Genomic DNA, 19,443 nt, shown 5'->3' on the forward strand with positions numbered 1-19,443 from the left:
CACCCGCGAGTGGTCGAGACGCCGCCGTCCTCGGCGGCGTCTCGACGGATCCGCGGTGTCCGGAGCAACGGACGGGAGGCCCGGTGCCAGCTGGCACCGATCCTCCCGTCCGCGCTGTCGGTGCGCAGGCGTAGCGTCGGAGACGTGACCCGACCAACCATCCGAACGGTCGGCGAGCTCCGCACCTCTGGTCACGTCCAGAAGACGGTCCGCGCCGAGATCCGCGACAACCTGCTGACCGCCCTGCGAGCGGGCACCGACCCCTGGCCCGGCCTGCACGGCTTCGAGACCACGGTGATCCCCCAGCTCGAACGAGCCCTGATCGCCGGCCACGACGTGGTCCTGCTCGGCGAACGCGGCCAGGGCAAGACCCGCCTGCTCCGCACCCTGCAGGGTCTGCTCGACGAGTGGACCCCCGTGATCGCCGGCTCCGAACTCGGCGAGCACCCCTTCGAGCCCATCACCACGGCCAGCATCCGGCGGGCGCAGGAACTCGGCGACGCGATGCCGGTCGAGTGGTGGCACCGCGACGGCCGCTACGTCGAGAAGCTCGCGACCCCGGACACCAGCGTCGCGGACCTGATCGGCGACGTCGACCCGATGAAGGTCGCCGAGGGGCGCAGCCTGGGTGACCCCGAGACCATCCACTTCGGGCTGATCCCCCGCGCGCACCGCGGCATCGTCGCGATCAACGAGCTCCCGGACCTGGCCGAACGCATCCAGGTCGCGATGCTCAACGTGATGGAAGAGCGTGACGTGCAGATCCGCGGCTACGTGCTGCGGCTGCCGCTCGACGTGCTCGTCGTGGCCAGCGCCAACCCCGAGGACTACACCAACCGCGGCCGGATCATCACGCCGCTCAAGGACCGCTTCGGCGCCGAGATCCGCACGCACTACCCGATCGAGCTCGAGGACGAGATCGCCGTCATCCGGCAAGAGGCACAGCTCACGGCGGACGTCCCGGACGCCCTGGTCGAGATCCTCGCCCGCTTCACCCGGGCACTGCGCGAGTCCAGCGCGGTCGACCAGCGCAGCGGCGTCAGCGCACGCTTCTCGATCGCCGGCGCCGAGACCGTCTCCGCCGCCGCCGTGCACCGTGCGGCGCGGCAGGGCGAGTCCGAAGCGGTCGCCCGGCCGATCGACCTCGAGACCGCGGTCGACGTCCTCGGCGGCAAGATCGAGTTCGAGTCCGGCGAAGAGGACCGGGCCGACGAGGTCCTCGAGCACCTGCTCCGCACCGCCACGGCCGAGACGGTCCGTTCCCGGCTCCGGGGGCTCGACCTCGCGCAGCTCATCGAGGCCCTCGACGGCGGCACGATGGTCACCACGGGCGAGCAGGTCTCCGCGCGGGCGTTCCTCGAGGGCCTGCCGTCGCTCGGCGAGTCCGACCTGTACGACCGGATCTGCGAACGACTCGGCGCCACGAACGACGGCGAGCGGGCCGGCGCGATCGAGCTCGCGCTCGAAGGGCTGTTCCTCGCGCGCAAGATCAGCAAGGAGTCCGGCGGGGGCGAAGCCGTCTATGGCTAGTCGGCAGAACCGACGCCTGTCGCGGGACACCCGCTACGGCCGCTACGCGGGCGGGCCGGACCCGCTCGCCCCGCCCGCCGACCTGTCCGAGGCGCTCGACGCCATCGGACAGGACGTCATGGCGGGGTACTCCCCCGAACGCGCGATGCGGGAGTTCCTGCGCCGCGGCGGTCGTGACCAGCGCGGACTCGACGACCTGGCGCGCCGGGTCGCCGAGAAGCGCCGTGAGCTCACGGCGAAGAACAACCTCGACGGCACCCTGCAGCAGGTCAAGCAGCTGCTCGACGAGGCTCTGCTCGCCGAACGCGGTCAGCTCGCGCGTGACACCGAGATCGAGGACGGCGACCGAGCCCTGGCCGAACTGCAGCTCGACAGCCTGCCCCCGTCGCCTGCCGCCGCGGTGAGCGAACTCGGCAGCTACGACTGGAAGAGCCCCACGGCGCGCCAGAAGTACGACGAGATCAAGGACCTGCTCGGCCGCGAGATGCTCGACCAGCGGTTCGCGGGGATGAAGCAGGCGCTCGAGAACGCCGATGACGACGACCGCGCCGACGTCCAGGCGATGATGCAGGACCTCAACCAGCTGCTCGAGGACCACCGCGCCGGCACCGACTCGCAGGAGCAGTTCGACGAGTTCATGGCCAAGCACGGCGAGTACTTCCCGTCGGACCCGAAGAACGTCGACGAGCTCCTCGACGACCTGGCCGCACGGTCGGCCGCCGCCCAGCGGATGCGCAACTCGATGACGCCCGAGCAGCGCGACGAGCTCGACGCCCTGGCGCAGCAGGCGTTCGGCTCCCCCGACCTGATGGGTGCGCTGTCCCAGCTCGACGGCAACCTCCGCGCGCTGCGCCCCGGTGAGGACTGGGGCGGTTCCGAGCGGATGGAGGGCGAGCAGGGGCTCGGGCTGGGCGACGGCACCGGCGTGTTCCAGGACATCGCGGACCTCGACTCCCTCGCCGAGCAACTGGCGCAGTCGGGTCCGGGGTCGGACATCGACGACCTCGACCTCGACTCCCTCGCCCGGCAGCTCGGCGCGGACGCGGCCGTCGACGCCCGCACCCTGCAGCAGCTCGAGAAGGCACTGCAGAACTCCGGCACGATGCGCCGCGGTGCCGACGGGCAGTTCAGGCTCACCCCGAAGGCGATGCGGCAGCTCGGCAAGAACCTGCTCAAGGACGTCGCGCAGAAGATGTCCGGCCGTCAGGGCGCGCGCGACCTGCGCCGGTCGGGTGCCGCGGGCGAGGCGTCCGGCGCGACACGTCAGTGGGCGTTCGGCGACACCGAGCCGTGGGACATCCCCCGGACGATCACGAACGCCGTGACCCGCACCGCCTCGACCGGCCGCACCGGCGCGGGCGTGCGGCTGACGATCGACGACGTCGAGGTGCAGGAGACCGAGGCCCGCACCCAGGCCGTGGTCGCGCTGCTCGTCGACACGTCGTTCTCGATGGCGATGGAGGACCGCTGGGTCCCCATGAAGCGCACGGCCCTGGCCCTGCACACGCTCATCTCCACCCGATTCCGCGGGGACGACCTGCAGCTCATCGCCTTCGGCCGCGAAGCCGAGGTGATGGACGTCGAACACCTCGTCGGGCTCGACGCGATGTGGGACAAGGGCACGAACCTGCACCACGCCCTGCTGCTGGCGAACCGGCACTTCCGCAAGCACCCGACGGCCCAGCCCGTGCTGCTCATCGTCACGGACGGCGAACCGACCTCGCACCTCGAGCCGAACGGGCAGGTGTTCTTCAGCTACCCGCCCGACCCGATGACCATCGCGCTGAGCGTCCGCGAGCTCGAGAACGCCCACCGGCTCGGCGCCCAGACGACGTTCTTCCGGCTCGGCGACGACCCGGGGCTCGCCCGGTTCATCGACGGCATGGCCCGGCGCGTGGACGGCACCGTCACCGCGCCCGAGAACGACGACCTCGGCGTCGCGGTGGTGGGCTCGTACCTCGGCTCGCGTCGCGGCGGCGGGCTGTTCCGCGACGACGACTGGGGCGGTTTCGGTGGTGCGTTCGGTCGATCCGGCTGACCCGGCCGGATGACGGACAGGAGGCCCGTGGCGGGACCGCCACGGGCCTCCTGTCCGTTCTGGACCGGCGTCAGAACAGCGGCCAGGGAACCGCCGAGCCGTACCCGGCCGGCGGCGGGAAGCTGCCGACGGCCGACAGGGCGGCGCAGCGCGCTTCGAGGTTGTCGATCTCGTCGACGGTCAGGTGCTCGGTGAGCGCCTCGCCCAGGTCACCGTGGAGTGCCGCGGTGACGCGGTCGATGCCGGCGAGCTCGTCCTCGGTGAGCGCCTCGCCGACCCAGCCCCACAGCACCGTGCGGAGCTTGTGTTCGACGTGGAAGGTGAGACCGTGGTCGACGCCGTACCGGTGGCCGTCGGGCATGGCCAGCACGTGGCCGCCCTTGCGGTCGGCGTTGTTGACGACGACGTCGAAGACCGCCATCCGCCGGAGGGCTGCCGTGTCCTCGTGCACCAGGGTGACGGGTCGGTCGTGTTCGTCGATCGCCTCGAGGACGGTCTTGACGCCGGGCTGCTCCGCCTGGTCGGCGGGGACGACGTCGACGGCGTCCTGATCGGGATCGACGTCCTGCCAGCGCTGCACCATGCCGCGTCCGAGCGGTCCGTCGCCCAACCAGGTGGGCGGGACGACGTGCCAGCCGAACGCCTCGGAGACCAGGAACGCCGAGACCTCGCGGCCGGCGAGGGTGCCGTCCGGGAAGTCCCACAGCGGCTTCTCGCCGGCGACGGGCTTGTAGACGACCTCGTTGCCGTCGAGCTCGGCCAGGAAGGTGGCGTTCGAGGCCTCACGGATGCGCGCGACGAGCTCCATGCCGCTCGTGTCTGCGGCTCCGCTCATGCCAGTCCGGGTGGTCGCCCGGCGGCCACCACCTCGCGCGTGCGTTCAACGAAGGCCCGGGCGGTACCGACAGGGATCTTCACCTGCAGCAGCTCGGCCGGTTCCGGGATCTCCACGACGGCCTCGACCTCGCCGTCGGTGTCGGTCTCCTCGGCCACGATCTCGACCTCGTCGTCGATCGGGTACGCCTCGATGACGACCTGTGCGGTCGCCGGGTCGAAGCCCAGGCTGAGGGCTCCCGCGCGGAACTCGGGTTCGACGGGCTGGTCGAGCGGGTCGACGTCGTACAGCTCACGCGGCACCGTCGGGGGGACGCTGAACCGGTTGTCCTCGACCGTCGCGACCTCGTCGAGCAGTTCGTCGAGCTTCTCCGCCAGCACGGCGGACTGTTCCTTCTCGAGCGCGACGCTCACGACGCGGCGGCCGTCACGGGCCTGCAGGTAGAAGGACCGCTCGCCCGGGTTCCCGATGGTGCCGACGACGAGACGGTCCGGCCAGTCGAAGCCGTGGACGATGGTGGGCATACCCGCATTGTAGGAGCGGGCGGCTGCGTCCGTTCAGGGTCTGGGGTCCCGCTCAGGGTTGCGGTGCGTCGTCCGGCTCGGCGTCGCTGCCGTCGTCGGGCACCGGGTTGCCGGCGCCGCCGCCGACGGCCGCGTCACCGGTCGGGGCCGGGGCCTTCGCGAGCCAGGACAGGTCGCCGGACTCGGTGTTCGTGGACACCACCTCGGGACGGTGCTCGCCGTAGCGCACGACGGACACCGACGCCGGACCGACCGTGATCCGCTGGAACAGGTCGAGGTGCATGCCGAGGGCGTCGGCCAGGACCGCCTTGATGATGTCGCCGTGGCTCACCGCGACCCAGACCGCGTTCGCGCCGTGTTCGGCCTCGATCTGCGCGTCGATCCTGCGGATGGCCGCGACGGCCCGTGACTGCATCGTCTGCATCGACTCGCCGCCCGGGAACACCACCGCGCTCGGGTTCGACTGCACCACGCGCCAGAGCGGCTCCTTCGCCAGGTCGCTGAGCTTCCGGTTCTGCCAGTCGCCGTAGTCGGCCTCGGTGATCGCCCGTTCGATCCGCTGCTCGGGCTCACCCGGCTGGAACGCGGTGATCGCGCGCGCCGTCTGCCGGCAGCGCTCGAGCGGACTCGACACCACCGCGACCAGCGGCACCTCGGCGATGCGTTCCGCCGTCCGTGCTGCCTGCTGCTTGCCGACGCTGTCGAGGGCGACACCGGCGGTGCGGCCCGCCAGCAGCCCCGTCGCGTTCGCGGTGGTGCGTCCGTGCCGGACGAGGAGGACGGTCGCCATGGGTCGATCCTATTCACGCGCGGCCACCACGGATTCGTCGGGCGCCCAGGCCGGTCTGCATACTGGAGGTGATGGATGCCGTGTTCCGCTTGTTCCGCCGCTACCCCTCGGCGGGTCGGTTCCTCGTCGTCGGCGGCATCGGCTTCCTCATCACGATGGTCATCAACTACGGGTTGAAGCTGTTCGTGATCCCCCAGCACCCCGTGACCGCGCTGATCGTGGGCACCGTCGTCGCGACGGTCGTCTCCTACTGGCTCAACAAGAAGTGGTCCTTCGGCGACCGCGGCGGTCGGCACACCGGGCTCGAGATGCTGTACTTCGTGATCGTCAGCGCGATCGGGATCGGCCTGAACTCCGCGCCGCTGTGGCTCTCGCGCTACGCCTTCGGCCTCGAGGTCCCGAACGTCACCCTGGCCACGCAGGAGATCGCGGACTTCGTCAGCGGCCCGGTGATCGGCACGATGATCGCGATGGTCTTCCGCTACTGGGCGATGAGTCGCTGGGTGTTCGTCCGCCGCGCCGAGGCCTGAGCCGGTGACCGACGAGCCGGCACTCGTCCCCGAGCTGCTGGTGACCGATCTCGACGTCAGCCTGCGGTTCTGGGTCGACCGGTGCGGGTTCACGATCCGGTACGCCCGTCCGGACGAGCGCTTCGCGTACCTCGTGCTCGGGTCCGCGCACCTGATGCTCGAGCAGGCAGGGGTCGGACGGAACTGGGTCGCCGGACCGCTCGACCCGCCGCTCGGGCGGGGCGTGAACCTGCAGATCGCTGTGCCCGACAGCGACAGCGTGGCGGAGGCGCTGCGGCAGGCCGATGTCCCGCTCTTCATGGCGCCGGAGACGAAGTGGTACCCGACGGGCGACACCGAGGTCGGCGTCCGACAGTTCCTGGTGGCCGATCCGGACGGGTACCTCATCCGGTTCCAGTCACGGGTTGCTCACTGACCGCCCTGATCCGGCAGGATGGACGGGTGCTGGTCTCGATCGTCTACATGAGCCGCGCGGTCGCCGACTTCGACGACGCCGCGATGGCCGAACTCCTGCACGGGTCGCGGCTCCGCAACGAAGCGCTGGGCGTGTCCGGGCTGCTCGTGGCGAAGGGCGGCCGGTTCATGCAGCTGCTCGAGGGTCCCGCATGGAGCGTCGACGACCGGTACGCCGCGATCGCCCGTGACCCGAAGCACACCGACCTGACCTCGCTCATCCGCGAGGAGATCCCGGAGCGGCGCTTCGACGGGTGGTCGATGGCCTTCCACAGCCTGGACGACCACGACCTGGCGTCCGAGGACGGCTTCAGTCCGTTCCTGCGCGGTGGGATGGACTTCCCGCCGTCGTTCGACCGCACCAGCGCGGCGTGGCTGCTCCGGTGGTTCCGCGACCGTGAACTCCGCGACGTCTGAGCACACAGCTCAGGCGATGAAGGTCTCCTCGACGACGCGGAGCAGTCGTCGGCGGTGGGTCCGCTCGGCGACCCCGTGCACCAGCACCTGCCACATCGTCGACACCGCGGGCAGCAGGTCCGCTCGTCCCGACCGCACGTTCGACACGAGCTGCACACCGGTGAAGTACGGCACGAGCGTCGCGCCGAGTGCCTCCGGTGCCACGTCGGAGCGCACCTCGCCGCTCGCGACCGCGAGTCGGAAGACGTCGACCACGCCGGCGATCCACTGCTCGTAGAAGCTCGCCGTCTGCTGCGCCAGGACACCGTGCTCGAGCGAGATGCGGATGCCTGCCCGGACGACCACGTCGGTCATCAGCAGGTCGGCGACCCCTCGCGACGCGCGGATCAGCGTGACGAGTGGCGAGGGGTCGACGGACTGCAGCGCATGGAAGGTCCGGGCGTTCTGCTCGTCGATGACGGCGAGCGCCAGCGCGTGCTTGGTCGGGAACCACCGGTGCAGGGTCCCCTGGGAGACCCCGGCCGCACGAGCGATCCCGGCGATGCTCGCCGTGGCGTATCCGTCGCGGTCGAACGCGACCGCGGCCGCCTCGACGAGCAGTGCGCGCCGGCCCTGGTCTGGCTGCATCCGACCGGTCAGGCCTGGTCGGCGCGGAGGAAGTCGGCGATCGGGGTGCTGCCGCTGTTGAAGCGGTAGGTGCTGCCCGCGGTGCCGCTCGACTCGAGCACGTCGGCGACCACGTGCGCGACGTCCGCACGGGAGACCTTCGCTCCCTTGCCATCCCAGTCGACCGCGCCGGTGGGCTCGTCGTCCGTCAGGGTGCTCGGTGCGACGATCGTCCACTCGAGGCCGGAGTCACGGACCACCGCGTCGGCGATCATCTTCGACTGGGCGTAGGCAAAGAAGTCGTCGTCCTGCGGCACCCCGTGGTCGAGCTCGGAGCCGGACCAGGAGACCATCACGTAGCGCTCGACGCCGGCGCGAGCGGTGGCCTGCACCGACAGCACGGCCGCGTCGCGGTCGATCGCCCAGGTGCGGTCGACCGATCCCCCGCCGGCGCCCGCGGACCACAGGACCGCGTCCTTGCCACGGACCAGGTCCTCGAAGCCCGACAGCGTCAGCTGCTGGATGTCGGCGACGGTCGCCTCGCCGCCGTGCTGGGCGATCTCGTCGGCCTGTTCGGGCTTGCGGATGACGGACGTGACGGTGTGACCGCGCTCGCTGAGGATGCGCGTCGCGAGGAGTGCGACCTTGCCGTGGCCGCCGAAGATGATGATGTCGCTCATTGCAACGACGCTACGCGGGGCGCCTCAACAGTCGGTGACCGGAGTTCCGCTCGATGCTCGATCCGTTGTTGCTTCGAATTCGCAGCAGTGATACGGTTCTGCCCAGTGCTTCGAACTCGAAGCACTGGGCAGAGGAGAGAACCATGCAGGCAGTGCAGTTCCACGAAGTCGGCGGACCCGAGGTCCTCCACCTGGTCGACATCGACCGGCCCACCCCCGGCACCGGCCAGGTGCGCATCCGTGTCGCCGCATCGGCCTACAACGCCGCGGACGGCGGCATGCGCGGCGGGTTCCTGCCGATCCCCGTCCAGCTTCCGCACGTCCCCGGGTACGACGTGTCCGGCACGGTGGACGCGCTCGGCGACGGGGTCGACGGACTGTCGATCGGCGACGCGGCGATCGGCTTCCTGCCGATGGAGCTCGACGGCGGCGCAGCTGAGTACGTCGTCGCCCCCGCCGCGTCGCTCGTCCCCGCGCCGACGAGCATCCCCCTGACGGACGCCGCGGCCCTGCCCTCGGTGGCGCTCACCGCGTGGCAGGCACTGTTCGACGACGGGCACCTCACGGCGGGTCAGCGCGTGCTGGTCGTCGGGGCCGGCGGGGTCGTCGGCGGGTACGCGATCCAGCTCGCCAAGCGCGCCGGGGTCACCGTCGTCGCGACGGCCAGCCCCCGCAGCGTCGCTGCCGTCCGTGCCGCCGGCGCCGACCAGGTGATCGACCACACCACGACCGAACCGCTCGACGCCCTCGACGGTCAGGTCGACGTGCTGCTCAACCTCGCGCCGATCGACCCCGAGCAGTTCGCTGCCGACGTGGCCGCCGTCCGCGACGGTGGCACGGTCGTCAGCACGACCGCGTTCATGGCCACACCCGGTGACGAGGAGCGCGGCGTCGCGGCGACGACGGTGTTCGTCCGGCCGGACCGCGAGCGGCTGGCGGAACTGGTGTCCCTCGTCGACGCCGGGCAGCTGACCGTCCAGGTCGACCGGCGCATCCCGCTGGCCGAGCTGCCGGCGCTGCACGCCGAAGCCGAGGCCGGCCGGGTCGCCGGCAAGGTCATCGTGCTGCCCTGACCGGGCCGGTGCCCGTCCCGATCGGCACCGTGGCGGAGGGTGTGGGATTCGAACCCACGAGACATCGCTGCCCACCTGTTTTCAAGACAGGCTCCATCGGCCACTCGGACAACCCTCCAGGTGACACGGCCACGTGGCGAGACGTGACCGCGTCCCGGAAAGTGTACCGGGCCTCCACACCGGGCAGGGCGACCACCCGGGGGACGCGACGGAGGACTACCGGGGCAGCGTGTCGAGCGCGGCCGCCAGGCCGTCGTCCGTGACCCCGCCCGTGATCTCGCTCGCGGCGTCGACCACGTCGGACGGCGCCTGCCCCATCGCGACGCCGCGGCCGGACGTCGATGCCCACCGCAGCATGTCGATGTCGTTGCGGCCGTCACCCGCTGCGAACACCCGCGATCGCGGGATGTCGAACCACTCGCGCACGCGCTCCATCGCCGTGGCCTTGGTGACGCCCTCGGGAGCGATGTCGAGCCATGCGGTCCAGCCGACGTTGTACGACACCTTGTGCAGGCCCATGCGGTCGACGATCTGCAGGAACTCCTCGAGGCCGTGCTCCGGGGAGATCACCACGACGCGGGTCGCCTGCACGCCGAGCAGCTGCTCGAACGGCACGTGTGAGCCGTGCTTCGTCATGGCGTCGTCCGGGAACTCCCCGGACAGCAGGTAGGCGCCGTCGGGCGACTCGACACCGTAGGCGGCGTTCGACAGCGCGCCGCGGATGGTCTGCAGCACGTCGGTCGGGTCGAAGGTCTCGACGTGCACGCGCACGTACCCGTTGATGGCTGTCGGAGCGGTGGAGCGTCGCAGGGTGACGGCCCCGTTCGCGCAGACGAGGTACTCGGGCTGCAGGCCGATCTTGTCGAGCACGGGGACGGTCATCCCTTCGCTGCGACCCGTGGAGAGCATGACCTCGTGCCCCGCGGCCGCCGCGGCGTGGATCGCGTCGACGGTGGCCTGCGTGACGACGCCGTCCTCACGCATGACGGTGCCGTCGATGTCGAGCGCGACGAGCCAGCGCTTCACGCGGGTCGTGGCGGCGGTGCCGTGTGCGTCGTTCATCGGGGTTCGATCACCTCGACGCCGCCCAGGAAGGGCCGCAGCACCTCGGGCACCACGACCGACCCGTCGGCCTGCTGGTGGGTCTCGAGGATCGCGACGAGCCAGCGGGTGGTCGCGAGCGTGCCGTTGAGCGTGGCGACCGGGGCCGTCTTGCCGCTCTCGGTGCGGTAGCGGATGTCCAGGCGCCGGGCCTGGAACGTGGTGCAGTTCGACGTCGAGGTCAGCTCGCGGAACGTGCCCTGGGTCGGGACCCAGGCCTCGAGGTCGTACTTGCGCGCCGCGCTCGTGCCGAGGTCGCCCGCGGCGGTCTCGATCACGCGGTAGTGCAGCCCGAGGTCCTGCAGCATCGACTCCTGGTACGCCATGAGCCGCTGGTGTTCGGCGTCGGCCAGGTCCGGGTGCACGTACGAGAACATCTCGAGCTTGTTGAACTGGTGCACGCGGAGGATGCCGCGGTTGTCCTTGCCCGCCGAGCCGGCCTCGCGCCGGTAGCAGGTCGACCAGCCGGCGTACCGCAGTGCCGGGTCGTCGGCCGGGAACGACAGGATCTCGTCGGCGTGGTAGCCGGCCAGGGCGACCTCGCTGGTGCCGGTCAGGTACAGGTCGTCGGCCTCGAGTCGGTAGACCTCGGCCGCGTGCTCCCCGAGGAAGCCCGTGCCCGCCATCGTCTCGGGGCGCACGAGCGTCGGCGTGATCAGCGGCGTGAACCCGTGCTGCACGGCGCGGTCGAGCCCGAGCGACATGAGCGCGATCTCGAGCCGGGCTCCGAGGCCCTTGAGGAAGTAGAAGCGCGAGCCGGACACCTTCACCCCGCGCGGGATGTCGATGATGTCGAGCAGCTCACCGAGGTCGGCGTGGTCGCGCGGCGCGAAGTCGAACGACGGCTTCGTGCCGACCGTCTTGAGCGTGACGAAGTCGTCCTCGCCGCCCGCTGGCACACCCGGCAGGACGGTGTTCGGGATCGCGCGGACGACCTGGTTGAACGTGTCCTCGGCCGCGGAGACGGTTGCCTGCGCGTCCTTCACCTGGGCGGCGAGCGCCTGGGCCTGCTGCACGAGCGCGGCCTTCTCGTCCTTCGGCGCCTTGGCCACGGTCTTGCCGAAGGCGTTCTGCTCAGCACGCAGGGCCTCGAACGACGAGATCGCGCTGCGGCGCGCGGCGTCCGCCGCGACGGCCCGGTCGACGACCTCGACGGAGGCGCCGCGCGCAGCCTGTGAGGCCTTGATGACATCGGGATCGTCGCGCAGCAGCTGTGGGTCAATCACCGTTTCATCCTAGCCAGAGCCAGGTGACCAGCAGATGGACGGGAGGCCCGGTGCGGGCGCCGCCACGATCCTCCCGTCCGGCCGTGGCCGGGTCCCGCCCCGGTGCGCGCTCCCCAGCCGCCGTCGGTACGGTCGAGGGCATGTCATCGCCCTCGGAGACCGCGCCCGCGCAGCCGGACGCCCTCGCCTCAGAGCAGCACACCGCCGCCGTCGTCTACAACCCCGTCAAGGTGGACCTCCCCACCCTCAAGCGGACGGTCGAGCGGTACCAGCGCGAAGCCGGCTGGAACGAGACCCTGTGGTTCGAGACGTCGGAAGCGGACCCGGGCGGCGGGATGGCACGCGAGGCCATCGCGGCCGGGGTCGACGTCGTCGCCGCTGCCGGCGGTGACGGCACCGTCCGCGCGGTCGCCGAGGTCGTGTGGGAGTCGGACGCGGCACTCGCGCTGCTGCCGAGCGGCACGGGCAACCTGCTCGCCCGGAACATCCCGTCCCCGATCGACGACATGGCGGCCAGCGTCCACACGATCTTCCGCGGTGAGGACCGACCCATCGACATCGGCACGGTCGGCGTCGAGCGCGAGGACGGGTCGCGCGAGCAGTTCGGCTTCCTGGTGATGGCCGGTCTCGGGCTGGACGCCCGCATGCTCGCGAACACGAAGCCCGAGCTGAAGAAGAAGGTCGGGTGGCTCGCCTACGTGGACTCGCTGATCCGGTCCCTCCGCGATGCCGACGCCTTCGAGTTCCGGTACCGCCTGGACGGCGAGGGCAACCGCTCGGTGCGCGCGCACTCGCTCATCGTCGGCAACTGCGGCACGCTGCAGGCCGGCGCGACGCTGCTGCCCGACGCCGAGATCGACGACGGCGTGTTCGACGTGGTCGTGATGCGTCCGCGAGGGTTCTTCGGGTGGGTCCGGATCGCCGCGCGCATGCTCTGGGAGAACGCGATCCTGCGGTCCGTCCGCCGATCTGCCCTCGGACACACCGCGATCGGCAAGCGCATCACCACGCTCGCCCGCGAGGAGCGTCCGCTGCGGTACCTGCGCGGCGAGGAGTTCACGGCGCGGCTCGAACAGCCCGACGAGTTCGAGATCGACGGGGACCCGGTGGGCAAGATCACGGCGTTCAAGGCGCAGATCCACGGGGGCGCCCTGCGGGTGCGGGTCGCGGGGCCGCGCGACCAGACTCGGGCCACGCGGCAGGTCCGGGCGCACCGCCACTGAGGCGGGCTGGCGGGCGGGCAGGCCGGGCCGGCGCACGGTGCGAGGTTCCCACTCGGTGCGAGGTTGACGGGCCCGTGCAGGGCAACAAGCTCGCACGGGGCGGTCAAAGTTGCACCCGGGCGCAACCGCGCACCGTGCGGGGCGGGCGCGCGGGCCGAGCGGGCCGTGCGGACCGGGCTACGCCCCCGGCTCGCCGGCGACGATCGCACGCAGCCAGTCCCGCGCCTCGACGAACGCCTCGTCCGAGTAGCGCAGCGGCACCTCGGACTCCAGCCGGTCGGCGCGCGGGTACGACCCGAGGAACGTCACGCGCGGGCTGAACCGCCGCAAGCCGAGCAGCGCGTCGGCGACCCGCTCGTCGAGCACGTGCCCGTCCAGGTCGATGACGAACCGGTAGCGACCGAGCTCGTCGCCGATCGGCCGCGAGGACAGCAGCCCCATGTTGATGCCCCGGGTCGCGAACTGCTCGAGCATGTCGACCAGGGCCCCCGGGTGGTCGGCGGGCAGCTCGACGATGACGCTGGTCTTGTCCGATCCGGTGCGCTCGGGGATCGCCAGGGTCTTCGAGACGAGCACGAACCGGGTGACGGCACTGGCGTTGTCACCGATGGAGTCGGCCAGCACCGCCAGGTCGTAGTGGTCGGTGATGCCGGGGGGCGCCACGGCGGCGTCGGCGGTCGGCTGGTCGTCGAGCAGCGCGGCCGCGGCGGCGACGTTCGACGACGCGGGGATGTGGCCGTGGCCGCGCACGTTCGCCTCGAGCCAGTGGTGCGTCTGGGCATAGGCCACCGGGTGCGCGTTCACGGTCCGCACGTCGGCGAGCGCGGTGCCGGGCCGGGCGACGAGCACGAAGTCGACGGGGACCAGGTACTCCCCCACGATGCGCACGCCGGGGATGCGCGCGAGGGCATCCTGCGTCGCGCTGACCCCGCCGTCGACGCTGTTCTCGATCGCGATGACGGCCCCGACGGACCGGCCGGACATGACGTCGTCCAGGGCCTCGCCGACGTTGTTCACACTGCGCCAGGGCTTGCCGGCCGCCGCGTCGACGAGCTTGAGGGCCGCCTCGGTGAAGGTGCCGGCGGGTCCGAGGTAGCTGTACGTGTCGGGCTCGACGTCGGGCTGGCTCATGCGGCCGAGCCTATTGCAAGCACCAACAGCCCCCGGCGCCGCCGCCACAGCGGGGCTGAAGCACCCGGCGCCGACACCATCCCGGCGCTCAGTCCGTCGCCGTCCCCGTCAGCCGCGCCTCGCAGATCGCGGTGTCGTCCTCGTCCCGCGGGTAGGTCACCGCCGCGAAGCGTCCCTCGGGATCGAGCCGTGCCAGCAGCGAGCGGGTGATGCCGTCGAGGGCCTCGACCTGGTCGTCGGTCAGCGCGTCGATCACGAACTGCCGTGCCGTGCGGACGTGGTCCGGGGCCGCGTCGACGATGGTCGCGTAGCCGGCGTCGGTGAGCCGCACGTCGGTGGCACGTCGGTCGTCCGCCGAGGGGCACCGCGACACCAGCCCGCGCTTCTCGAGCCGGGAGACCACGTGCGACAACCGGGGCAGCGAGGCGTTCGTCGCCGAGGCCAGGGCCGACATCCGCAGCGTGCGCCCCTCGGTCTCGGACAGCATCGCGACGACCATGTAGTCGAAGTGCGTCAGGTCGGCGTCACGCTGCAGCTGCTGGTCGAGCGCCGCCGGCAGCAGCTCCATGACGGCGACGAGCTTCATCCAGGCGCGCAGTTGTCCGCGCGTCAGCCAGGGCACCTCGTCGGTCATGACCCCATCCTACGAAATGGTTGTCGTTTCAACCACCCTGGGAGTCGAGCTCCGCCGCGCGGTCACCCAGCCCACGACGAGCACGGCAACGACGACGACCAGCAGCGCGCCCTCGACCAGGAGCAGCCGGGTCGTGTAGTCGAACGGCACCACGGTCGGGTTCTTCGCCCCGTGCGCCTTCGCCGCGATCTCGGGAAGCACCACGAGCGCGAGCACGCTGCCGAGCACGACCGCGGTCTGCACCACGACGAGCACCCACGTCCGGAGTGCCCGTCCGGCGCGTCGGAGACCGAGCCCGACGAGCACCACGAACGGGGACAGGATCGCGTCGTGCAGGACCACCGCGGCGATCAGCCAGGTCGCGAGTCCGCCGATCCGGTTCGGCCGGACGGTCTCGACCATCGTGTACGCACCGAACGCCAGCACGAGCACACCGAGGACGACGAGCACGATCCGTGTGGCCCTCATGACCGCACCTCGATCCGCTCGATCCACTTGGTCTGCAGCACGCCGGGTCGTCCGGGGGCGATGATCCGCGCCGGGAACCCGTGGTCCAGGTCGAGCGTCGAGCCGTTGAGCTCGAGCGCGACCAGGGTCGTCGGGTCCGAGGCGTACTCGGGCCCCATGTCCATGATCCGGTAGCCGCCGTGGCGCTCGAGGCTGGTCACCCGGACGCTCGACCCCGGGTCCGCCTGCACCGCGGCCAGCAGGTCGCGCATCCGCACTCCCTTCCACGTCGCCATCTGACTCCACCCCTCGACGCACGAGATCGGCAGCTCGACCTGAGCCATCCCCAGCGCGACGAGCTCGGCGCGCGAGAACGTCCGCGTCACCGCAGGCCCCGCGACCGTGAGCGTCCAGTCGGCCGCCGTCGCCGTCGCCAGCACCCCGGCGGCACGCGCCGTCCGGTTCACCGGCAAGGCGTTCGGCCCGATGTGGCGCCGGCGCGGTGCGAAGACGTTGAACGGCTCACCGAGCTCGGACGACTGCCCCACGGTCAGGACGACGACACCGGCCGTCGCGGCCGCGACACCGGCGAAGAAGCCGCGGCGCGCGATGCGCTCGCGCCGGACCGGACGGGAGGCTCGGGGCGACTCCGCCCCGTCGGTCGCGCTGGCAGCGGGGGAACCGTCCGCCCAGCGCATCACGCGACCCGTGATCCCCCGCGGGTAGGTGGCGGACCCGCCCCGGGCCTCCGCGGCGTACTCGGGCAGCTCGCTGCCCACCGCACCGTCGTACACGAACCGGCCCTCGGCGTCGTAGGCGTCCCGCTTCCGCCAGTAGCGGGCGATGATCCGCAGCTTCGCGGCGATGTGGATGGCGAGCGAGCCGATGAGCACGTACGACAGCGCGTAGTGGACCTGGCGGAACGGGAACGGCCACGGGTACCACTGGTAGGTGTTCACGAGCCCGGTGCCGACCTGCACGACGGCCGCGGAGACGAAGACCGCGATCGACACGCGCTCGAGCAGGTGCAGCACGCCGCGCACCGGCGGGTCCTGCGCGAGCGCGGGCATCACCGTGTTGAGCTTGGCGAACAGCAGCGGGATGATCGCGATCCCCGCGGTGATGTGGAGCCCCTGCGTGAACTGGTAGAGCTGCGTCGGCCGCGTGGGGAACCGCATCCAGGGCAGCGGGTCCTGCAGGAAGTGGCTGTAGACGCCGGTGCCGAAGCAGATCAGGAACGCGATGCCGAGCAGCCGGCCGAGCACGACCGCGGTCCGGGCGTTGCGGTTCGGGGACGCCATCGCGGACCGGGCGTCGTGCAGTGAGCGACGCACGATCGTCGGTAGCCTCGACGCACCATGCGACTGCGACTCGGCCATCCCCTGTCCACCGTGATCGCCGTCGTCGGCGTGCTGGCCCTGGCGGGCGTCATCGCCGTCGGCATCACGCATCTGGGGTTCCTCCGGTCCGGTCATCGAACACCATTCGTCACGTGGACCCTGATCGCTTGGGCGGTGTTCGTCATCGCGGTCCTGGCGCTGCGGTCCGTCCCGGCACGACTGGTGACCATCATCGTCCTCGGCGGGGCGCTCGTGGTGGGACTCGCCGCACTCGTCGGCCCGCCGAACACGAGCACGGACTCCGCGCGGTACGCCTGGGACGGCATCGTGCAGAACGCCGGGGTCTCGCCGTACGCGCACACGCCGCAGTCCGAGGTCCTGGCACACCTGCGCCCGGACTGGCTGTTCCCGGACAAGGTGAACGGCACGTGCGACAACCTGAAGCCGCGGCTGCACGGGCTCGGCGACGGGGCGGACGGGCACTGCGTCGCGATCAACCGCGTGGACGTGCCGACGATCTACCCGCCGCTCGCCGAGATGTGGTTCGCACTCGTGCGGCTGGTCGTGCCGACGTCCGCGCAGTACATGCCGTTCCAGGTGGCGGGCCTGCTCGTCTCCCTCGGGGTGACCGTCGGGCTGCTCGTCGTCCTGCGCCGCCTCGGTCGCCCGGCGTGGTGGGCGGCACTGTGGGCCTGGTCGCCGCTCGTCGCGTCCGAGGCCGTGACCAACTCGCACGTCGACGTGCTGGGAGCCGCGCTGGCCACGGCGGGCGCGGTGCTCGTGGCGTTCGGCCGGCCGATCTGGGGCGGGATCGCGCTCGGGGCCGCGACCGCCGCCAAGCTCATCCCGGCGATCGTCTACCCACCGCTGCTCGGGCGGTGGCGGCACTGGTGGGCGATCCCGGTCGGCATCGCCGTGTTCGGGCTGCTCTACGTGCCCTACGTCGTCACGACGGGCGCGAAGGTGCTCGGGTACCTGCCGGGCTACTTGACCGAGGAGGGCTACGAGGACGGCTCCCGCTTCGCGCTCGTGTCGCTGGTGACGGAGGGCGACGCCGGCACCGTGCTCGTCGGGCTGCTCGTGCTGGCCGCGGCCGTGGTCGCGTGGCGGCTCTCGGACCCTGCACGCCCGTGGTCCGGCGAGGTCCTGATGATCGGCGTGACCTTCCTGGCCGTCACCCCGCGCTACCCCTGGTACGCGCTCCTGCTCATCCCGTTCGTGGTGCTGTCCGGCCGGTGGGAGTGGCTGTCGATCGCGCTCGCCATCGCCCTGCGCGGCGTGTGGCCCTCGGTCGACGCGTACCGGTGGTGGCTCGGCGCGGCGGTCCTCGTGATCGTCGTCGTCACGCTCGTCCGGACCGACCGCGACGACTGGCTCCGGTGGCGGGACCGACTCGTGCCGTCCCGCATGCGCCGTCCGCGACCGGCACCGATGTCGCGCGACGTATCATCGCAGCCATGACCGCCGTCGCACTCCCGGCCACCGGGCTGCTCCGTCGGGTCCGAGCCGAGTCCGCCGTCCCGCCCCGACCGGACGGCGACACCGGGCTCGTCGACCGCTTCGGCCGTCGCGCGGTGGACCTGCGCGTGTCGCTGACCGAGCGCTGCAACCTCCGCTGCACGTACTGCATGCCGGCCGAGGGGCTGCCCGTCATCCCCACCGATGCGCTGATGACCGCGGCCGAGATCGAACGCCTCGTGCGGCTCGGCTCGGAGCACCTCGGCATCCGCAAGGTCCGGTTCACGGGCGGTGAGCCGCTGCTGCGCGCCGACCTGGTCGACGTCATCACGCGCTGCGCCGCACTGCCCGTCGAGCTCTCCCTCACCACGAACGCGATCGGGCTCGCCGCTCGCGCCCAGGCTCTGCATGACGCCGGGCTCACGCGCGTCAACGTGTCGCTCGACACCGTCGACCCGGACGTGTTCGCCACGGTGACCCGCCGGCCGTTCCTGGCGCGGGTCCTCGACGGCATCGCCGCGGCGGCGGACGCCGGGCTCGGGGTGAAGGTCAACGCGGTCCTGCTGCGGGGCGTGAACGACCACCTGGCGGTCGACCTGCTGACGTGGTGCCTCGAGCGCGGCCATGAGCTGCGGTTCATCGAGCAGATGCCGCTCGACCCCGGACACGCCTGGGACGGCACGTCCATGGTGACCGCTGCCGAGACCCGCGCGATGCTCGGCGAGCACCACGTCCTGACCCCCGACGACGCGCCCCGCGACGGCGCACCGGCCGAGCGCTTCCGGGTGGCGTCCCGCGCGACCGGCGAGGAGCTGGGCACGGTCGGCGTCATCGCCAGCGTGACCGAGTCGTTCTGCGCCGACTGCACCCGCACCCGCCTGACCGCCGAGGGACACGTCCGCAGCTGCCTGTTCTCGGACGAGGAGTCGGACCTGCTGACCCTCATGCGCGACGGTGCCTCGGACGACCAGGTGCTCGACCGCTGGCGCCTGGCGATGTGGGCGAAGCCGCGCGACCACGGCGACGACGCGGACGGCATGGTGCACCCGTCCCGCGGCATGAGCGCGATCGGCGGATGACGATGACCACGATGCGGTTCTTCGCCGCCGCGCGTGCCGCGGTCGGCGTGGACGAGACCACGGTCGACGCCGACACGCTCGACGACGCGCTGCGCGGGGTGGACGCCGCCGACGCGGACCGCTGGCGCACGCTGCAGGAGCGCTGCTCGTACCTGGTCGACGGGCTCAGCACCCGCGACCGGTCGACGCCGCTCGACGGTGTCGCACTCGTCGACGTGATGCCGCCCTTCGCCGGCGGCTGACGCCCGCACGTGCGCGGTTGCGCCGTGGTGCGCGCTTGCGCACGGTGCGCGGTTGCGCCGCGGTGCGAGGTTGATCGCTGGGTGCC

At 71.7% G+C, this 19,443-nt stretch carries 21 protein-coding genes and 1 tRNA gene; 10 read left to right on the forward strand and 12 right to left on the reverse strand.

Annotated features, from left to right (window positions below):
• Nucleotides 1–144 precede the first annotated feature (144 nt).
• A complete protein-coding gene (locus ASG04_RS02300; RefSeq protein ID WP_056119594.1) occupies nt 145–1,530 on the forward strand; it encodes a sigma 54-interacting transcriptional regulator in 1,386 nt (461 codons plus the stop codon).
• Nucleotides 1,523–3,568, forward strand: a complete 2,046-nt coding sequence (locus ASG04_RS02305; RefSeq protein WP_056119597.1) for a vWA domain-containing protein — start codon at nt 1,523–1,525, stop codon at nt 3,566–3,568. Before ASG04_RS02300 ends, ASG04_RS02305 begins: the two co-directional genes overlap by 8 nt.
• 70 nt (nt 3,569–3,638) lie before the next feature.
• Here ASG04_RS02305 and ASG04_RS02310 read toward each other — a convergent pair whose 3' ends face one another.
• Genes ASG04_RS02310 through ASG04_RS02320 form a run of 3 tightly spaced genes read right to left on the reverse strand, consistent with a single transcriptional unit; the run spans nt 3,639 to nt 5,717 of the window.
• The gene (locus tag ASG04_RS02310; protein ID WP_056119599.1) at nt 3,639–4,403 is read right to left on the reverse strand and encodes an SCO1664 family protein; all 765 of its coding nucleotides are present in this window, start codon (nt 4,401–4,403) and stop codon (nt 3,639–3,641) included.
• Nucleotides 4,400–4,927 carry a DUF3090 domain-containing protein gene (locus tag ASG04_RS02315; RefSeq protein ID WP_056119601.1) on the reverse strand — a complete coding sequence of 176 codons (528 nt, stop codon included), beginning with the start codon at nt 4,925–4,927 and terminating at the stop codon, nt 4,400–4,402. Before ASG04_RS02315 ends, ASG04_RS02310 begins: the two co-directional genes overlap by 4 nt.
• Nucleotides 4,928–4,979: 52 nt before the next feature.
• Nucleotides 4,980–5,717 carry a histidine phosphatase family protein gene (locus ASG04_RS02320; RefSeq protein WP_056119604.1) on the reverse strand — a complete coding sequence of 246 codons (738 nt, stop codon included), beginning with the start codon at nt 5,715–5,717 and terminating at the stop codon, nt 4,980–4,982.
• Nucleotides 5,718–5,788: 71 nt separating this feature from the next.
• On the opposite strand from ASG04_RS02320, the gene ASG04_RS02325 reads away from it, so the two are divergent.
• From ASG04_RS02325 to ASG04_RS02335, 3 genes are read left to right on the forward strand one after another with little or no spacing between them, the layout of a single operon-like run.
• Nucleotides 5,789–6,247 carry a GtrA family protein gene (locus ASG04_RS02325; protein WP_056119607.1) on the forward strand — a complete coding sequence of 153 codons (459 nt, stop codon included), beginning with the start codon at nt 5,789–5,791 and terminating at the stop codon, nt 6,245–6,247.
• A gap of 4 nt (nt 6,248–6,251) precedes the next feature.
• A complete protein-coding gene (locus ASG04_RS02330) occupies nt 6,252–6,662 on the forward strand; it encodes a bleomycin resistance protein (protein ID WP_056119609.1) in 411 nt (136 codons plus the stop codon).
• Nucleotides 6,663–6,688: 26 nt separating this feature from the next.
• Nucleotides 6,689–7,117: a BLUF domain-containing protein gene (locus ASG04_RS02335; protein WP_056119612.1), complete on the forward strand. Its 429-nt coding sequence runs from the start codon at nt 6,689–6,691 to the stop codon at nt 7,115–7,117.
• Nucleotides 7,118–7,126: 9 nt separating this feature from the next.
• Here ASG04_RS02335 and ASG04_RS02340 read toward each other — a convergent pair whose 3' ends face one another.
• Both ASG04_RS02340 and ASG04_RS02345 read right to left on the reverse strand, forming a co-directional pair.
• The gene (locus ASG04_RS02340) at nt 7,127–7,744 is read right to left on the reverse strand and encodes a TetR/AcrR family transcriptional regulator (protein WP_056119615.1); all 618 of its coding nucleotides are present in this window, start codon (nt 7,742–7,744) and stop codon (nt 7,127–7,129) included.
• 8 nt (nt 7,745–7,752) lie between these two features.
• On the reverse strand, nt 7,753–8,403 hold the full coding sequence (locus ASG04_RS02345) for an SDR family oxidoreductase (RefSeq protein WP_056119618.1): 651 nt from the start codon (nt 8,401–8,403) through the stop codon (nt 7,753–7,755).
• Nucleotides 8,404–8,546: 143 nt separating this feature from the next.
• On the opposite strand from ASG04_RS02345, the gene ASG04_RS02350 reads away from it, so the two are divergent.
• A complete protein-coding gene (locus ASG04_RS02350; protein WP_056119620.1) occupies nt 8,547–9,476 on the forward strand; it encodes an NADP-dependent oxidoreductase in 930 nt (309 codons plus the stop codon).
• Between the two features lie 30 nt (nt 9,477–9,506).
• On the opposite strand, the gene ASG04_RS02355 is transcribed toward ASG04_RS02350, so the two are convergent.
• From ASG04_RS02355 to serS, 3 genes are all read right to left on the reverse strand, one after another.
• Nucleotides 9,507–9,594 (reverse strand) — tRNA-Ser (locus tag ASG04_RS02355).
• A 98-nt stretch (nt 9,595–9,692) separates the two neighbouring features.
• Nucleotides 9,693–10,538 carry an HAD family hydrolase gene (locus tag ASG04_RS02360; RefSeq protein ID WP_056119623.1) on the reverse strand — a complete coding sequence of 282 codons (846 nt, stop codon included), beginning with the start codon at nt 10,536–10,538 and terminating at the stop codon, nt 9,693–9,695.
• Nucleotides 10,535–11,803 (reverse strand): serine--tRNA ligase, encoded by a 1,269-nt coding sequence (serS, locus tag ASG04_RS02365; RefSeq protein WP_056119626.1) that lies wholly within the window; start codon nt 11,801–11,803, stop codon nt 10,535–10,537. The genes ASG04_RS02360 and serS overlap by 4 nt, the downstream gene beginning before the upstream one ends.
• A gap of 140 nt (nt 11,804–11,943) precedes the next feature.
• Between serS and ASG04_RS02370 the strand changes: the two genes are divergently transcribed.
• A complete protein-coding gene (locus tag ASG04_RS02370) occupies nt 11,944–13,026 on the forward strand; it encodes a diacylglycerol/lipid kinase family protein (protein ID WP_056120228.1) in 1,083 nt (360 codons plus the stop codon).
• A gap of 177 nt (nt 13,027–13,203) precedes the next feature.
• Here ASG04_RS02370 and pheA read toward each other — a convergent pair whose 3' ends face one another.
• The 4 genes from pheA to ASG04_RS02390 form a co-directional block, all read right to left on the reverse strand.
• A complete protein-coding gene (pheA, locus tag ASG04_RS02375; RefSeq protein ID WP_056119629.1) occupies nt 13,204–14,157 on the reverse strand; it encodes a prephenate dehydratase in 954 nt (317 codons plus the stop codon).
• A gap of 88 nt (nt 14,158–14,245) precedes the next feature.
• Nucleotides 14,246–14,791 (reverse strand): MarR family winged helix-turn-helix transcriptional regulator, encoded by a 546-nt coding sequence (locus tag ASG04_RS02380; protein ID WP_056119632.1) that lies wholly within the window; start codon nt 14,789–14,791, stop codon nt 14,246–14,248.
• A gap of 9 nt (nt 14,792–14,800) precedes the next feature.
• Nucleotides 14,801–15,259: a hypothetical protein gene (locus tag ASG04_RS02385; protein WP_146245155.1), complete on the reverse strand. Its 459-nt coding sequence runs from the start codon at nt 15,257–15,259 to the stop codon at nt 14,801–14,803.
• Nucleotides 15,256–16,572: a molybdopterin-dependent oxidoreductase gene (locus ASG04_RS02390; protein ID WP_056119637.1), complete on the reverse strand. Its 1,317-nt coding sequence runs from the start codon at nt 16,570–16,572 to the stop codon at nt 15,256–15,258. Before ASG04_RS02390 ends, ASG04_RS02385 begins: the two co-directional genes overlap by 4 nt.
• Before the next feature lie 24 nt (nt 16,573–16,596).
• On the opposite strand from ASG04_RS02390, the gene ASG04_RS02395 reads away from it, so the two are divergent.
• Genes ASG04_RS02395 through ASG04_RS02405 form a run of 3 tightly spaced genes read left to right on the forward strand, consistent with a single transcriptional unit; the run spans nt 16,597 to nt 19,357 of the window.
• A complete protein-coding gene (locus ASG04_RS02395; protein ID WP_056119639.1) occupies nt 16,597–18,039 on the forward strand; it encodes a glycosyltransferase family 87 protein in 1,443 nt (480 codons plus the stop codon).
• Nucleotides 18,036–19,115 (forward strand): GTP 3',8-cyclase MoaA, encoded by a 1,080-nt coding sequence (moaA, locus tag ASG04_RS02400; protein WP_056119642.1) that lies wholly within the window; start codon nt 18,036–18,038, stop codon nt 19,113–19,115. Before ASG04_RS02395 ends, moaA begins: the two co-directional genes overlap by 4 nt.
• Nucleotides 19,112–19,357 carry a MoaD/ThiS family protein gene (locus ASG04_RS02405; protein WP_056119645.1) on the forward strand — a complete coding sequence of 82 codons (246 nt, stop codon included), beginning with the start codon at nt 19,112–19,114 and terminating at the stop codon, nt 19,355–19,357. The genes moaA and ASG04_RS02405 overlap by 4 nt, the downstream gene beginning before the upstream one ends.
• Nucleotides 19,358–19,443: the final 86 nt, after the last annotated feature.

This window comes from Curtobacterium sp. Leaf183 (assembly GCF_001424385.1).
Lineage (GTDB): Bacteria > Actinomycetota > Actinomycetes > Actinomycetales > Microbacteriaceae > Curtobacterium.

Bases quoted from the DNA above. Each gene is read 5' to 3' on its own strand.
- ASG04_RS02305 (WP_056119597.1), top strand. From the start codon at position 1,523: ATGGCTAGTCGGCAGAACCGACGCCTGTCGCGGGACACCCGCTACGGC.
- ASG04_RS02310 (WP_056119599.1), bottom strand. From the start codon at position 4,403: ATGAGCGGAGCCGCAGACACGAGCGGCATGGAGCTCGTCGCGCGCATC.
- ASG04_RS02315 (WP_056119601.1), bottom strand. From the start codon at position 4,927: ATGCCCACCATCGTCCACGGCTTCGACTGGCCGGACCGTCTCGTCGTC.
- ASG04_RS02320 (WP_056119604.1), bottom strand. From the start codon at position 5,717: ATGGCGACCGTCCTCCTCGTCCGGCACGGACGCACCACCGCGAACGCG.
- ASG04_RS02325 (WP_056119607.1), top strand. From the start codon at position 5,789: ATGGATGCCGTGTTCCGCTTGTTCCGCCGCTACCCCTCGGCGGGTCGG.
- ASG04_RS02340 (WP_056119615.1), bottom strand. From the start codon at position 7,744: ATGCAGCCAGACCAGGGCCGGCGCGCACTGCTCGTCGAGGCGGCCGCG.
- ASG04_RS02345 (WP_056119618.1), bottom strand. From the start codon at position 8,403: ATGAGCGACATCATCATCTTCGGCGGCCACGGCAAGGTCGCACTCCTC.
- ASG04_RS02350 (WP_056119620.1), top strand. From the start codon at position 8,547: ATGCAGGCAGTGCAGTTCCACGAAGTCGGCGGACCCGAGGTCCTCCAC.
- ASG04_RS02360 (WP_056119623.1), bottom strand. From the start codon at position 10,538: ATGAACGACGCACACGGCACCGCCGCCACGACCCGCGTGAAGCGCTGG.
- ASG04_RS02370 (WP_056120228.1), top strand. From the start codon at position 11,944: ATGTCATCGCCCTCGGAGACCGCGCCCGCGCAGCCGGACGCCCTCGCC.
- pheA (WP_056119629.1), bottom strand. From the start codon at position 14,157: ATGAGCCAGCCCGACGTCGAGCCCGACACGTACAGCTACCTCGGACCC.
- ASG04_RS02380 (WP_056119632.1), bottom strand. From the start codon at position 14,791: ATGACCGACGAGGTGCCCTGGCTGACGCGCGGACAACTGCGCGCCTGG.
- ASG04_RS02385 (WP_146245155.1), bottom strand. From the start codon at position 15,259: ATGAGGGCCACACGGATCGTGCTCGTCGTCCTCGGTGTGCTCGTGCTG.
- ASG04_RS02395 (WP_056119639.1), top strand. From the start codon at position 16,597: ATGCGACTGCGACTCGGCCATCCCCTGTCCACCGTGATCGCCGTCGTC.
- moaA (WP_056119642.1), top strand. From the start codon at position 18,036: ATGACCGCCGTCGCACTCCCGGCCACCGGGCTGCTCCGTCGGGTCCGA.
- ASG04_RS02405 (WP_056119645.1), top strand. From the start codon at position 19,112: ATGACGATGACCACGATGCGGTTCTTCGCCGCCGCGCGTGCCGCGGTC.